Genomic DNA, 15032 nt, shown 5'->3' with positions numbered 1-15032 from the left:
TTGTAAATTTGCAGACTCTCCTCCTAAAGCATAGAAAAACAGCTACAATAAACATGTTACTGTAGCTGCTTTATTTTAGTATAATAAGAGAGATGTTTTACCCACCCATCTTTTTGTTATAGTATTGTTCTATACTAAAGTTACCTAGTTCTAGATCATTGAAAAAAGCTTCCTTATTATCGAAAAGTTTTTCTACTTCATATGGGTCATGTATCATTCCAAAAACAGCGCCCTTTTCGTTCATTGAAAGATAATTACCATCGCCTAAGTCTTTAATAACATAGAAGTTTCCTTCATCAATTTCTATTTTGAAAGTGTTTTCGATATCCAAAAACTTTCTTACGGGACTTTGCTTGTCTAATGATATGATTTCTTCAATTTTTAATTTATCATCATTGTTATATTGTTTAAATTCAATATTAGAAGTGTCAAATTCTTCAAAATTCAAATCACTAAATGATGTATCTGGATCCAAGTAATACCCCCAAATAGTACCACTAAGTAGATGAATATTAATAATATTCATTAATTCTGTTTTTTTGTTCTTAATTTTAATGTTATTTATTTCTGATGACTCTGGGAAAGATTCCTTTTTGTATTTATTAAATAATTTTTCATCTAATGCAAAAGAGATATTTCCTTCTTGCTGTAAAACCATAGGTCTTTTACTCACTATAAAATTAGCGCTAACTTGCTCCTTTAGAAACGAGTAATCATCTGGTAATATAGACACTAAATTCTTCAAAAATAAAATATCCTTTTCTTCAATTTTAGAAGATTTTGGTAATTTATACTTTTTTCTTTTTAGAAAATTAAACATTTCTATTTCCATTTTAAATTACCTAATTAAATTGCTTTAGGACCATAAATATTAGTGTCAAGGTTTCGTTCAATTTTTATTGATTTCAATGCAAAACTAGCATCTTTAGCAATTTTATTAGAAGGCATAGGCCTGGTTTTTATATCAAATACTCTCCTAGAAACCATAAAAAACATTAGCAATATAACTGGCCCTAGCAGACATCTTAAAGAAAAAGCCACCCCTAAGGATGGCTTTCAATTTATTTAATCAATTCTTTGTATTTTAATGGTAACCATTCTTTTATTTCATCCCACTCTTCTTGTGGTTGCTTAAATTGTTTCTTAAAAACAGAAGCATATTGAGGCTTAAAACCAATTAAATCAAGTGGGTGTTCATAGTCGTTAGCTGAATATTTCCCCCAGCTTCCACTCTCACTAAAAACAAAATATTCGTTAGCAAACATTTCAAAAATAGCTGTAGAGATAAAGTTACCACTCATGAGTTCTTCCCAAGTGATGTCTGATGGATATATCATTCTGAAAGGAGGAACTTTTAACTTCCTTCCATAATCATTTTGAACGATAATCAGTTTTGTATCTCCTACTTCTTCAATACAATTCTGTAAATTTTCAAAGTCCTCTTTTTCAAATAAAATTCCGCCACGAATAGCAAGTAAAGAAAAATCATCTTTAAACACCACATCAGGCAATCCTTTATCCTGATTTTTAAAAATGGTGTTTTGAATTGGTTTCCAGTTTTTTAAATAATCTTCATTTGATAAATAGTACTTTTTTAGATATTCTAAGGCAACACTTTTATTACCCCATTGATTTTCTGAAATTGTTTGTGAATACATTGAGTACACTTCTGAAGCATACTTATTTAACAATTGGACATGTTCTACCATGGTATAACTCTTATTTTATATAATTGACTTGCATTTTTTATGTGAAGTGTAGGGACTCCACCACCTTTCGCTGCATTATGTAAACCGATTCTAATATCTCCTGACTTAAAAAACATTTCTGCCCCATTGATCTGTACTTTAGCTCCATACTGTTGAGATAGTCCTTTAAAGATATCATTTGCATTTCCTTGTATAGATCCCTGTCTAAGACCTCCTTTTAATCGTTTAAGTTTACCTGCATTTCCAACAAGACTTTCTACACTATTAAATCTCTGTAAAAGTTTAGGTACTCCCCTAGCAACCTTTCCAGCCCTACCAACAATACCAGCACCTGGTATCAAAGATAAAGATTCCATTTGTAAATTCGCAGACTCTCCTCCTAAAGCATAGAAAACATGATTAACATCCCCTGTGCCAGCAGCTTGTTGTAACCTGCTATTAGTACGTGCTGCCCTAAAATGCGGGTATGCCATTTCTATCCCCTGGGATACGGCACTAAGATAGGTATCTACCGTAAAAAGGGAAGAAGGATTGGTAAATAAGGTTTTGATCCCCCTGGTAATACTGGCCACATAATTTAATTGACCTGCCTGAAAAGCCACAAAAGAACTGTGCATTAGGTCTAAACCACCCCCGCCGTTACTCATATATGTAGCCGCAATACCAGGATTAGGGTTCATAAGCGGGTCACTCATCACCTGGGTCTGGTTGTATTCTATAGTGGTGGGTTTAGCACTGCTACCACTACCACCAAATATGCGATCAAAGAAATTATTAACATCTCTCATTCTACGTTCATGATTGGCTTCTAACCATCTTCCGATTGGGGCTCCCCGTAAACTTTGATAGGCACTAACTACTCCTACCACGGCCCAATATATCCAACCGGTTCCTCCTTCACCTTCTTCTTGCATGGTTTCACCACTGGGGTCGGTATACATCAGGGGATTGTTAAGCACATACCCGTATCGATTATAGTTTTGGGTATTGTAAGGGTTCTGGATATGATTATCTGGTGATAAGAACCTACCTAACTGGGGATCATACATACGGCCATTCATATGAATCAGGCTTACCTCCCCAAAATGCTCATGCCCGGTATATCCACGATCCAACAAGCTATTATGATCCATTGTGGTGCTCCCGCTTTGTGACCAGAATGCATCTACAGTACCCCAGGCACCAAATTGCCTGCTTTCTTGCAATACCCCAGAGGTGACACCGCCAGTTTCGACTTGTTTGGTGATGTTTAAAATACTCCCCAGGTAATCCCGTTGCAGGTGATATATCGATCCCCCATCGCTAGTGTCACTGGTAAACTTTTCTATTTTGGCAATGGGCGCGCTATAGGCATCACCCCCATTAAAAAAGACAAACTTATAACTGTTTTCCTGGGTATCGTGTACAATCTCTGCAGGGATGATCGATGCATATTGTTTATGATACCTTCGTTGGGTTTTATCGGTTGCTAATCCCCCATACCATGCTCCTGTACGATTATGAAAGGGGCCATACTCAAAACTTACCCTTCCTTTGTCGGCTTCATGAATATCGACAGGTTTTTTAAAAGCGTTATAGGTAATTTGCTGTAGCGCGTGGTTTTGATAAAATTGTGCCCCGGCAGCATTTAATGTCATTTCTTTAAGCTGATACTGCTTGCTGCCTCCCTGGTAGGCAAGGCCTCCTATGGCAGAAGTATTGGTAATACGTCCATATCCATCATAAGCATTGGTCCTGGCAAAAGGCCCGCTTATTTCTGTAAGCCTATCTTGCGAATCATAGGTAAAGGTTTCACTATAACTTGCAGTATGCCCCGTTACATCTACTTTATGGGTTCTATTAGACAGGGTGCCACGAATAGGGTTAAATGCATAGGTGTTTTCTATATCATTTTTGTTTTGGTTGGGATCGGCAACAGTATTGCTTTTTACAAAACCATAGGCATCAAACCGGGTTTGTTGTACTTGCCCTGTACCCAGCTGGATATCGGTGATTTGCTCACGCGCATTTCGGGTTTTTATGTTCCAGTTGTCGATCCCGGTAAAAGCGCCATAAGTATCAAAACTATAGGTAAAGCTACTGGTACTGGTTTTTCCTGCGGTTGTAGCTTTATACTGTTCTTGTTGCAATCTCCCCATGCTATCATAGGAGTATTGCTTCTCGAACTGTGCCGATCCGGTATCTTCGGTAAGGCTTTGTATACGTTTATAGCTATCATACGCATAGACATAGTTGTACATTTTGCCATTAATTACATCAGAACCCGATATACCACTTAACAATTTGGTAGAATTATCATAGCTATAGTTGGTAGTCATATTGGTATGATCCCCTGTAACCTTAATGCTTTGGATTTTGCCAGTATACGTATAAGTATACTCTGTTGTACCTTTGGGCCCTACCTCTTTGGTAATCTCATTAAAACCGTTGTATTCGTAGGTATATACCCCAGCCGATGGATCTGTTAATTTGGTTCTACGCCCCCATTTATCTTGCTCTATGGTCTGGGTAACCCCACCATAGCTAGATGTTTTTATGGCTCCGTTACCAAAATGGGTATACGTAATGGTTCCTCCCGGATCATTTACCTTAACCACATTGCCCATCGCATCCCTGGTCGTGGTCACGGTTTTGGTACCATCATTTACGGTTGTGGTTAGTTTGTTATAGGAATAGTCGATGTTTTTTCCTGTATATAAGGATTGTCTTTTTATCCTACTGTAGCGATCATATTCGGTTGTGTTCCACTGGGTAGGTGCATTGCCGAAATGCGGTTCACTTTGTCGGGATAAACGCCCCAGGGCATCGTACTCATAGGTTACCTGTATCCACTGTCCTCCCTGGCTTATTTTGCGATCATTAACTTTACGCTGTAACGGGTCATACTGGGATGATATCATACTACCGTCTGCAGCTGTATGGGTTACCGTGTAATAATATTGCTTGCTTTCTACATAGCTGGTTGTAGCGCTATTTCCTAAATAATCCGTGGCCTTGACAAGTCGGTTCCACTTATCGTATTGATAATTTGTAGACAGGTTATAAGGATCGGTTTCCTTGGTCAGCATCCCTGTACTGGCATTATACTCATACGTAGTTTGCAGCCCGTCTAGATCAGTTGATTTTTTAAGAAACCTCCCAGAAGCTTCATACTCATATTTGGTTCTTCTTTGGGCTCCTCTAAAAGGGCGTACAGTAATTTCGGTAATATTTCCAAAGGCATCATGTCGATACATTTCTGTAAGAGATCTTGTACCATTACCCCTGGTGTCTTTTCTGGTCATCAACGCCCCAGAATAGGTATAGCGTTCTTCACTATAAAAGCTATCGCTACCTATAGTAGATGTTATTTTTTTTGTAGTCGGCCTACCGATATAATAGTTAGAACCAGAGGTACTACTTATATTGGCAATAGAGGTTGTAGTGGTTCCTGTCCCAACATAATTGACGGTTTCTCTGATAGGATTGTTATAAGAATCATATAGAAAACTTTTCCTGATGTTTGTTCCCAACAGTTGGTTGAGATGTATTGAAGATTTTAGATACATCTTAAACATCTTATTTGAAGCTATGCTATGTCTATAGGTATTATCAATCCTATAGATATAGTCTGATGGAATAGTACCAAACCGATGGGTAGAGGGTGTCTGATATTCCTGAATTACCGCCCCTCTAAGCCGAGGGTTATAGACGTAATTGTTAAATATACGATCTGACCCGTCTGTATGCCAATTGCTACTGGCCATATACTGAAATCCTGAAAAACCAAGACCTTCGAGATTAGATACGGCTCCTTTATAATAAAATTCTTTCTTTACCCTTGGGCCACCTGCAAACAAAGAGCGTTCTATTGTACTTACCAGTTGAATCCCCGAAGCTGCTGCAATATCTACATAAGGGTAGAATTGATCATAGCCACGGGTATAGACAGGAGGGCCTGCCTGATTCTCGGTATTTAGATTGCTGTAAGTAATATGGTAGCCAACCCCATTATTAGAGATGTTTTTTAAAGTGACATCTTTTTTATGGTCCTGAGTAAACGAAAATGATGATATCCATTGATTACTTATCGAGGCAAACTCTAACGCATAATTAGGTTGATTAGAGGATAAGAAAATAGGAATAGGAAAATGTTTTAAATTGGTATTTACAGAAATACTTCCTCCTTCGGTAAATTTGGGAGCAGACGTAAATGAACTAGGGGATTTATTATAAAAAACCTTTACGTTTTGTGTTCCCGTAGTACTATTATTGGTAGTGGTGGTCGAATAATCTATGATATCGGTTTTTCCATCTCCGTTAATATCTACAGGAATCAAGTTATAGCCCGACAATACCCCATTACTACCATTAAAATTAGTAGCATTAAACCTAAATCCATTACTATGCGATGTAACCAGGAAATCATTTCCTTTTGATGCAAACAGGTTAAAAGCAGTAGTATTATTTTTATGAGGCATTAAAAAATCGGCTTTACCATCTCCATTATAATCTCCTAACAATACAGGGAGATTTGATTTAATAATTGGGGTAGTGTTTTTCCATAGTAATTGTAAAGCATTATTATCGGTTATGGTATACACATAAATTTGACCGGATTTGATCTGTAGTATATCTGTTTTTCCATCCCCATTTACATCTGCCGGAAATAAGCGATCAGATGCAGATAATGCACTCTGCAAAGTCCCTGTATGTATCGCAAAATTAGAGGTCAGCCTTTTATCGAGATTAATCAAGGTTACTTTGGCTGTATTGGTCGTTCTACATCTTCCGCTTACCGCTACGATATCGGTAAGCCCATCCCCATTAAAATCACCTGATATGTAGTTTTGGGGTATTCTTACACAATCTGTTGGTGCTGGTGCTGTCCATGTTTTGGTATATTGTAAATAGATGGGATGCACCGTACCATTTGAATATACTTTAAAATCAACCTTATTATCGCTTTTATTTTGTATTACGGTAAGTCCCTGCCCTGCCAAAAGCTTGTTTTGCTGGTTGAGTAAGGTAACAGGAAATATTTTCTCGAACTTACCCCCGGTATTAATAGTAGATGGAATATTAAATTTATCCCCTTTAAATATCCAGAATTTATCTTTAGTGTTTTTGGGATAGACGATAAAATCCATTTTACCATTACCTGTAAGGTCTAAAGATACCGTTTCTGCATTTCGTTGCTCAATATTTACCACCCCCAGGTTGGACGTGGTGGGAGTATGTGTTACAGTAGAAGCCGTTATTGGATACGTAAAAAGGATAGGGGAATGCGATTGTGTATTATCACCTGTTTTTTCCTGTATACCGATCACACGATCATACCCCAGTGTGGTTGCATCATGATTAAGGACATAATTTCTATAGGGAGTACCATTACCAAATACCTTAATTTCTTTAAGTAAGGTTTCTCGTATAAATAGAATTCCGTTAATATAGGAATTTTCGTTACGGGTACGGTTTCCATATTCAAAACGAATTTCATTAATAGAGGCTGCCGCTCCTTTAGCACCATAGGTAATTTTTTCAATACTAATAATGTTCTTATCACTAACAGTTCGATACGAGTAATTGATACGAATTCCTAATGGGTTCTCCCAATATGTAAGAGCATATTCTAATCTGGATCTCGAGTTGGTGTTATTTCCATAATGCCCAACCGACCCATCTGGATACTGTACTACGAAATATGCGGGTCCATAGGATGTGCCATAAGGCGAGGTCCCGAATGAAGTGATTTTCAGGTTAGAGTAATTTTCGGTTTCGTATACTGCGCCATTAGCACCATAGGTACCACTCTTTAATAAGAGTCGTTGACCATCGAGGGCAAATCGATCTTTGGCATCAAAATCTACAGGGTCAATACCACCATCATGATATTGGGTGGCAGGAATTCTTTTGATAACCGATAAGCCAGAGACATTCCAGCCCCATCCCGCAATACCATTTCCGGCCTGGCTATCATAAGAAATTGCTATTTCGGGTGCTACCCCTCCGATTCCTGGCGGTACAGCAATAGGCACAACATAATTAGCACCTCCTGCAGGAGATACAGATAGAGATCCTGATGTTTCCCCAATACCAGAACTGCTGCTTCTGGAAGCAGTTGCTGTTTTGGTTGCTGCTGGCTCTCCTCCTGATAAGAATAAAGTTTCTGGTTCTTCTACCGATGCTGTATGTGTTTGATACGTAAATTCGTCTTTTGGATTAAGGTTTGTGCTATCTTGAGCACGCGATAGTATACCCGTGAGGAGTAACATCCAGACACAGGTAATGTATAGATTAGTTTTCATCTATTATAGGTTTTAAATTTGTAATACGAGTTAGGCGGTTGATAAACCGCCACATAGACTGTTTTTAGAGTTTAATAATTTTCTTCTGTACGGTTGATACAGTGTCATTATTTAAGTGAAAGATCACCAGGTATAATCCTGCTGCCTTTTCTGAGAGATCAATACTTACCGAATTATTTCTCCTAAAAGAAATAGCAGATCTTTGACTAGTGACAAGACTAACCAGTTCGATCGAAGTGATTTGTTCAGACAGTTCTGGTTTCCATTGTAAAGTGACTTCTCCATTGGTTGGATTAGGAGCAACTATAAAGGCATTTGCAATGCTCTCTTTCTCTATGTTGATCTCATCATTTTGTACAGTTTCGAATACTTCATCGCTGGCCTTAGCAGGAGCAGGTACATCTCTTAATGTCTGATTTCCTGCTGTGTCGTAAGTAAATTCAAGCTTATCTCCAGAGGCTACTTGCGCACTCACGTGAGCACCCCATACAAGAATTAATAAAGGAATTAATTGTTTTTTCATGATTTTGTGAATAAAAAATAGTTAATACAGATATATAGTATTACCAAAAATGGGGTTAGTAATAGAGAGGGTCGATAAGAGGAAAAACCTCTTATTTTCAAATATTTGATCAAGAAGTCAAAAACATGGTTCTAGTGTCTAGAATGTGAACCATAAATGGCCTCTGGTCTTTAGATATTATTATCTGTGAAGATTGTGCTGTATTATTGTCATAAGTTGGATTTTTTAGGTTGTTAAAATTGATATTCTTGATGCAATAGTAAAACATGCCAGTTTCATTTTTCGGAACTCAGAATACTTATAGTGTTAATGTTATGTAAAAAACAGCTAAAGAAATCATAAGTTAAATTTCTCTATTTTGGGGCAGCTAATAAGTTTAAACAGTACATTAGAAATCGAGACGCTTCGTTCTTATAAGTGAGGCAAAAAAATAAGGCTCCTAACATCCTAATGGAAATCTGTATTCTTATCCTATTTTTTTAGTGAATGGTTTATTTTTTTTGATTGAAGCGAAAATTGGATTGTGTATCAAGCGTAAGTAAGATGAAAGGTATTACTGATATATAGCAACTAAAGTAATTGCAGCCAGAGGCATACACAAAGGTTTTTTTCGGGCTGAAAATTCCCCGAAAAATCATTCTATTTTAATCGATTTTTGATGTAAAAAAGAGCGTAAATCAGCCTGTTTTTTTTAGAGTATTTTAAGACTTTTTTTGCTTTAAAGTGGTGTTTTTGAGTAGTATTTTTGGTCGTCTAGAGCAAAAAAATCGGCTTCTTAGATGAAAAAAAACGGCATCTAAGGTCAAAAAAAATCGCTTCTTAGGTGAGTTTTGGTGTTTTTTGGGCAAAAAAATACTCTCTGACACCCTAAGCGCCAGAGAGTATTTTTGAATTGTAGTCTTAAACTACATGCTTAATTCTATACTTGAGTGATAACCAATTTTTATTCGTTCGATGAATACGGAAGTAACCTCTTTTGAGGGAATAACTTGTTTTACATTCTTATGTACCACCAAAGCATAATGCTTTGGGATAGCCATAGCATCCTCCAGATTCTTTCCGGCTATCGGTTTAAAACTTATCAACATATTCGTCCTATTTAAAAATTCGTATCACCAATAAAACATCAAGTTTTATTCCAAAGACAAAGAATTATACTAGAAATGCACACAAAAACCGAATAAACCATTAATTATCAATGACATAAAAAACATCGTAATAACAGTTAAACAATATATTATTTTGGTAAAAGAGCATTCCTAAGTTAAACCCTCTTTTGTACTGCAACATTTTTTTCATCTTCTCTACCAGTACTAATACCAGAGCCCCAAGCACACAATTGACTTAATATAGGTAATAATTCTTTTCCCCATTCTGTTAAAGAATATTCGACTCTGGGCGGGACTTCTGCAAATGATTCGCGCTTCACAACCTCTTTTTGTTCTAATTCTTTAAGTTGTTCTGTTAACACTTTTCTGCTAATTCCTTCTACAAAAACTACCAATTGCCCAAATCTTAACTTACGCTCTCCTAAAACATAAATAATAATAGGCGCCCATTTATTTCCTATAATATTCGTTGCATGAATCATTGGGCAATGATTTGGATTATGAATTAATTTCCTACTCATAATTCTTAATTTTTGGTTAAACAACCCCATTAGTTACATCGAGGTTACCATTTTTTTAGAATACAAAAATACAAATGTTTCTTTTAGAAACTATTAATAATTACTTTTATAAACTTTTAATACAAAAAACATACAAAATGAAAATTTTTCAACCATATTCCTTAGGTTCAATTACTTTAAAAAACCGTATTGTCATGGCTCCTATGACTCGCAATAGAGCAATCAAAAACATCCCAAATGATATTATGGCATTGTATTATGAACAACGTTCTGATGCTGGCTTAATTATAACTGAAGGAACTTCGCCATCTCCTAATGGATTAGGGTATGCAAGAATTCCTGGAGCTTTTACCGATGCTCAAATTGAAGGATGGAAAAATATTGCTTCAAAAGTACATAACAAAGACAGTAAAATTTTTGTACAATTAATGCATTGCGGAAGAGCTTCTGCGACTCCAAATTTACCAGAAGGCGAAAAGGTTATAGCCCCATCAAGCATACAGCTAAGTGGAGAAATTCACACCGACTTATCAGGAATTAGCCCTTATGCCATTCCTGAAGCTATGACTATAGAACAAATACAAAAAACTCAAAACGAATACATACAAGCAGCAACCGATTTAGTATCAGCAGGGGTCGACGGAATAGAGCTTCATAGTGCAAATGGTTACTTACTTGATCAATTTTTAAATCCAGCATCTAATATTCGTAACGACGAGTACGGAGGTTCTTATAAAAACAGAACTCGTTTCTTATTAGAATTAACACAAAGAACCATTGATGCTATTGGCGCAAATAAAATAGGTATACGAATCTCTCCTTATGGTGTTTTTAACGATATGCAAGGTACATATGATGATTTAGTAGAAATGTATAGTTACTTAACTGCAGAGTTATCAAAACTTAATATAGCATATATTCACATTGTAGACCATCGTGGTATGGGAGCACCAGATTTTCCGACAGATATTGTTACAACAATTAAGAATATTTTTAAAGGAACAATTATCACAGGAGGAAATATAAATACCGCAGAAGAGGCTGAAACTGTACTGGATAAAGGAATTGATCTAGCTTATATAGGAAGGCCGTACATATCAAATCCAAATCTTATTGAAAAATTAAAAAACAACATTGCATTAACCCAACCTATCATGGATACTTTCTATACTCCTGGTGAAGTAGGGTATACAGATTATTAACATATAAATAGTTAAAACAATTGTCAAAAAAGGAGTTTTAAACGAATCAAAACTCCTTTTTCTTTATATTTTATATTTCAGCGGTAAATACACTACTTTTTTTGTTTCAAAAAATTCTTCTTCAAAATAATCAGAAAGATTGTGTTGTATTGCTTTAGGAAATAAAGCTAGTTCCTCAGTAAGATCACCTCCTTTAAGGTATAAAATCCCGTTTTGTAATTCGTGATTGTTTTTTTTGGCAATATTTTTTCGTACCCACTTTACAAAATCAGGCATATTAGTTACTGCGCGACTTACTATAAAATCAAAACGACTATCAAAAGTACCAGCTCTTCGTTGTTCTGCTTTAATATTATGTAAATCTAATGCTTTTGCCACTTCATTGACCACTCTGATCTTTTTGGCAATAACATCCACCAAATAAAACTGAGTTTCGGGAAATAAAATCGCTAACGGAATCCCAGGAAAACCGCCGCCAGTACCCACATCCAGTACATGTGTCCCCGGTTTAAACTCTAGAATCTTTGCGATTCCTAAAGAATGTAAAATATGACGCTCATACAAAGATTCGATATCTTTACGAGAGATCACATTAATTTTAGCATTCCATTCTGTATATAAATCTCCAAGTCTCGAGAACTGTAATCTTTGTTCTTCAGTTATGTTCTGAAAGTATTTTTGTAGAATATCCATCAAATAGTAATTAAAGCACAAAAATACACCTTAAGATGAGATATTTTACTTCTTTTTAGGAACTTAAAAAAATTTAAATACCTAACTTTACCCAATATAATTATGACAAATATCGTTTGATCATAAACCTCAAGCTCATGACTGCACCAAACATACGCTTTAGCAGAGAAGATTCTGCTAAATTCTTTAAAACATTGAATAAACGTGTAAATCAATATTTTAAAGACAACAATATTAAACGAACAGGAAACTGGCGATTGCATATTAAAACTATCGTTATGTTTTCTATTTTTCTGACTCCTTATTTTTTAATTCTCACCCTTGATATTTCACAATGGTGGATGCTACTACTTACTATAGTAATGGGAGTAGGAATGGCTGGCGTGGGCATGAATGTCATGCATGACGGTAATCATGGTTCATATTCCTCAAAAAAATGGATCAATAAGCTAATGGGTGGTAGTATGTATATTCTGGCGGGTAATGTATACAACTGGCAGGTACAACATAATGTTTTACACCATACGTATACAAATATTCATGGTCATGATGAAGACATGGATGCTGGTCGAGTAATTCGTTTTACAAAACATTCAAAATGGAGACGTTTTCATAAGTTTCAACATTATTATTCTATATTCCTTTATGGTTTACTAACTTTTAACTGGGCGTTGACCACAGATTTTAAGCAAACTAAAAACTATCTTGCTCGTAAGCTTTCTTATGGTAAATTACCTAGCCCATTAAAACAATGGAGTACTGTAGTAATAACTAAAATTATTTATCTTTTGATCTGGATTGTAATTCCTATGATCATTATGTCTATCGCATGGTGGAAAATCTTAATAGGATTTTTTATAATGCATTATGTTGCAGGATTAATATTAAGTGTAGTATTTCAATTAGCACATATGGTAGAAGAAGCACAAATGCCAGTACCGGATAGTACAGGAACTATGAAAAACACCTGGGCCGTACATCAATTATTTACTACAGTTAATTTTTCTACAAAAAACAGATTAGTAAATTGGTTTACTGGCGGCTTAAATCATCAGGTAGAACATCATATTTTCCCTCATATAAGTCATATTCATTATACTAAAATCTCTAAAATTGTAAAACAAACAGCTTTAGAATTTAATTTACCATATAACGAGTACAAAACCACACGCAAAGCTATTATTGCCCATTTTAAACACCTTAAAGAAATGGGGATGAAGCCTGCCATACAATCATAATTTTTATTTACCAGATAAATGAGCACACAAGTATCAGAAATGAGCATACAATTATCAGACAAAATCAATGCGCTTAAAGCATCAGCTACATTAGCAATGGCTGCAAAAGCGCGTGAACTAAGAGCCGAAGGGAAGGATATTATTGGTCTTAGTCTTGGAGAACCAGATTTTAACACTCCAGATTTTATTAAAGAAGCTGCTATACAAGCTGTAAATGACAACTACAACTCCTACACACCGGTTGATGGATATGTAGCGTTAAAAGATGCAATTATCACTAAATTTAAACGTGATAATGGTCTTACTTATGACCACTCTCAAATAGTTGTTTCTACTGGAGCAAAACAATCTCTTTATAATGTTGCTCAAGTATACATTAACCCTGGGGATGAAGTAATTCTACCATGTCCTTACTGGGTAAGTTATAGTGATATTGTAAAACTTTCTGGGGGAGTTCCTGTAGAAGTAAAAACTTCTATTGATACGGATTTTAAAATGACCGCCGAACAGCTCGAAAAAGCGATTACGCCAAAAACCAAAATGCTATGGTATAGCTCTCCCTGTAACCCAAGTGGATCTATTTATAGTAAAGAAGAACTAAGAGCTTTGGCAGACGTTCTACAGAAATACCCTAATATTATAGTAGTAAGTGATGAAATATATGAGCATATTAATTATGTTGGTAGTCATGCTTCTATGGCACAATTTGAGGATATGTACAACAGAACGGTAACTGTTAATGGGGTTGCTAAAGCTTTTGCTATGACAGGATGGCGAATAGGATATATTGGAGCACCCACTTCTATCGCTCGCGCATGTAATAAAATGCAGGGTCAGGTAACTAGTGGAGCTAATTGTATTGCCCAACGAGCTGTAATTACTGCTCTTGAGGCTCCGGTTAGCAAAATTCAATATATGGTTGATGAGTTTAAGGAACGAAGAAAACTAATACTAGGGCTATTATCCGAGATTCCTGGGTTCGAATGTAATGAACCAGAAGGAGCATTTTATGTTTTTCCTGACATCTCTTATTACTTTGGTAAAACATTACAAGGACACACCATCGAAAATGCTACAGATTTTTCAATGTTTTTATTAGAAGAAGCTAATGTTGCCACAGTAACAGGTATTGCTTTTGGAAATAGCAATTGTATTAGAATATCATATGCTGCCAGTACAGAAGAAATCAAAGAAGCGACCAAAAGAATTAAAGAAGCCGTGAGCTAATAATGTAACGGTTTTAACTTTTTATAAATATGCCAATGCCTATAAAATAAGGTATTGGCATATTTTTTTAGCAAACGTTAAGTAAATTTTAACCTTTTTTTACAATTTTTAAAACTGTCTTCTATACTAAATAAACGAAATTAGAGTTATACTTTTGCCATATCCCGAATATTTGTTTTACAAAAAACAAGTATTCAAAAAGAACCAACTTAAAACCAATTGTTATGGATACTCTAGAAAAGGAACGTATCGTCAAAAAAAATGTCCTTGAAATTTTTAAAGAAAACTTTGACGTCTCTCACACAGATGATGAAATCTTAAACATCAAACCCGAAAAAGAGTTTAGCACTAACTACATTAGATTTTATGAATCAATATTAGATATTTTTCTAATTGAAGATAGAGAACTAAAAAGCATAAAAGGAACTGTAAAAGACACTATCAAAAAAGTTGCCGAATTATGGCCAATAGTACCAAATTCTTCTGCGACCTGGGAGTGGCAAATGCAATAAGCCAAGTTATT

Annotated in this window: 11 protein-coding genes; 4 read left to right on the top strand and 7 right to left on the bottom strand. The window is 35.7% G+C overall.

Annotation, left to right across the window (positions count from 1 at the left end; genetic code table 11):
* Positions 1 to 97 precede the first annotated feature (97 nt).
* From NNL09_RS12600 to NNL09_RS12575, 6 genes are all read right to left on the bottom strand, one after another.
* Positions 98 to 820, bottom strand: coding sequence for a hypothetical protein (locus NNL09_RS12600; RefSeq protein ID WP_196910849.1), 723 nt, complete (start codon positions 818 to 820; stop codon positions 98 to 100).
* A gap of 241 nt (positions 821 to 1061) precedes the next feature.
* Entirely contained in the window at positions 1062 to 1658 is a 597-nt protein-coding gene (locus tag NNL09_RS12595; RefSeq protein ID WP_196910848.1) for a hypothetical protein, read from the bottom strand.
* A gap of 44 nt (positions 1659 to 1702) precedes the next feature.
* Positions 1703 to 7996, bottom strand: coding sequence for an FG-GAP-like repeat-containing protein (locus NNL09_RS12590; RefSeq protein ID WP_196910847.1), 6294 nt, complete (start codon positions 7994 to 7996; stop codon positions 1703 to 1705).
* 64 nt (positions 7997 to 8060) lie between these two features.
* The gene (locus NNL09_RS12585) at positions 8061 to 8519 is read right to left on the bottom strand and encodes a T9SS type A sorting domain-containing protein (protein ID WP_196910846.1); all 459 of its coding nucleotides are present in this window, start codon (positions 8517 to 8519) and stop codon (positions 8061 to 8063) included.
* A 905-nt stretch (positions 8520 to 9424) separates the two neighbouring features.
* Positions 9425 to 9607 (bottom strand): hypothetical protein, encoded by a 183-nt coding sequence (locus tag NNL09_RS12580; RefSeq protein WP_196910845.1) that lies wholly within the window; start codon positions 9605 to 9607, stop codon positions 9425 to 9427.
* A 176-nt stretch (positions 9608 to 9783) separates the two neighbouring features.
* Positions 9784 to 10149 (bottom strand): helix-turn-helix domain-containing protein, encoded by a 366-nt coding sequence (locus NNL09_RS12575; protein WP_231389197.1) that lies wholly within the window; start codon positions 10147 to 10149, stop codon positions 9784 to 9786.
* 137 nt (positions 10150 to 10286) lie between these two features.
* Between NNL09_RS12575 and NNL09_RS12570 the strand changes: the two genes are divergently transcribed.
* On the top strand, positions 10287 to 11351 hold the full coding sequence (locus NNL09_RS12570) for an alkene reductase (protein ID WP_196910844.1): 1065 nt from the start codon (positions 10287 to 10289) through the stop codon (positions 11349 to 11351).
* Positions 11352 to 11414: 63 nt separating this feature from the next.
* On the opposite strand, the gene rsmG is transcribed toward NNL09_RS12570, so the two are convergent.
* Positions 11415 to 12044 (bottom strand): 16S rRNA (guanine(527)-N(7))-methyltransferase RsmG, encoded by a 630-nt coding sequence (gene rsmG, locus NNL09_RS12565; protein WP_196910843.1) that lies wholly within the window; start codon positions 12042 to 12044, stop codon positions 11415 to 11417.
* Positions 12045 to 12181: 137 nt separating this feature from the next.
* On the opposite strand from rsmG, the gene NNL09_RS12560 reads away from it, so the two are divergent.
* The 3 genes from NNL09_RS12560 to NNL09_RS12550 all read left to right on the top strand — a co-directional run bounded on the left by NNL09_RS12560 (position 12182) and on the right by NNL09_RS12550 (position 15021).
* On the top strand, positions 12182 to 13282 hold the full coding sequence (locus NNL09_RS12560; protein ID WP_025664986.1) for an acyl-CoA desaturase: 1101 nt from the start codon (positions 12182 to 12184) through the stop codon (positions 13280 to 13282).
* 39 nt (positions 13283 to 13321) lie between these two features.
* Positions 13322 to 14509, top strand: coding sequence for a pyridoxal phosphate-dependent aminotransferase (locus NNL09_RS12555; RefSeq protein ID WP_025664987.1), 1188 nt, complete (start codon positions 13322 to 13324; stop codon positions 14507 to 14509).
* A gap of 224 nt (positions 14510 to 14733) precedes the next feature.
* Positions 14734 to 15021, top strand: coding sequence for a hypothetical protein (locus NNL09_RS12550; RefSeq protein WP_025664988.1), 288 nt, complete (start codon positions 14734 to 14736; stop codon positions 15019 to 15021).
* The last annotated feature ends 11 nt before the right edge of the window (positions 15022 to 15032 follow it).

The sequence above is a fragment of the Aquimarina sp. EL_43 genome (assembly GCF_943422735.1).
Classification (GTDB): domain Bacteria; phylum Bacteroidota; class Bacteroidia; order Flavobacteriales; family Flavobacteriaceae; genus Aquimarina; species Aquimarina megaterium.
This window is presented reverse-complemented; position numbering and strand designations above follow the sequence as displayed.

Bases quoted from the DNA above. Each gene is read 5' to 3' on its own strand.
- rsmG (WP_196910843.1), bottom strand. From the start codon at position 12,044: ATGGATATTCTACAAAAATACTTTCAGAACATAACTGAAGAACAAAGA.
- NNL09_RS12560 (WP_025664986.1), top strand. From the start codon at position 12,182: ATGACTGCACCAAACATACGCTTTAGCAGAGAAGATTCTGCTAAATTC.
- NNL09_RS12570 (WP_196910844.1), top strand. From the start codon at position 10,287: ATGAAAATTTTTCAACCATATTCCTTAGGTTCAATTACTTTAAAAAAC.
- NNL09_RS12550 (WP_025664988.1), top strand. From the start codon at position 14,734: ATGGATACTCTAGAAAAGGAACGTATCGTCAAAAAAAATGTCCTTGAA.
- NNL09_RS12580 (WP_196910845.1), bottom strand. From the start codon at position 9,607: ATGTTGATAAGTTTTAAACCGATAGCCGGAAAGAATCTGGAGGATGCT.
- NNL09_RS12600 (WP_196910849.1), bottom strand. From the start codon at position 820: ATGTTTAATTTTCTAAAAAGAAAAAAGTATAAATTACCAAAATCTTCT.
- NNL09_RS12590 (WP_196910847.1), bottom strand. From the start codon at position 7,996: ATGAAAACTAATCTATACATTACCTGTGTCTGGATGTTACTCCTCACG.
- NNL09_RS12575 (WP_231389197.1), bottom strand. From the start codon at position 10,149: ATGAGTAGGAAATTAATTCATAATCCAAATCATTGCCCAATGATTCAT.
- NNL09_RS12585 (WP_196910846.1), bottom strand. From the start codon at position 8,519: ATGAAAAAACAATTAATTCCTTTATTAATTCTTGTATGGGGTGCTCAC.
- NNL09_RS12595 (WP_196910848.1), bottom strand. From the start codon at position 1,658: ATGTATTCACAAACAATTTCAGAAAATCAATGGGGTAATAAAAGTGTT.
- NNL09_RS12555 (WP_025664987.1), top strand. From the start codon at position 13,322: ATGAGCATACAATTATCAGACAAAATCAATGCGCTTAAAGCATCAGCT.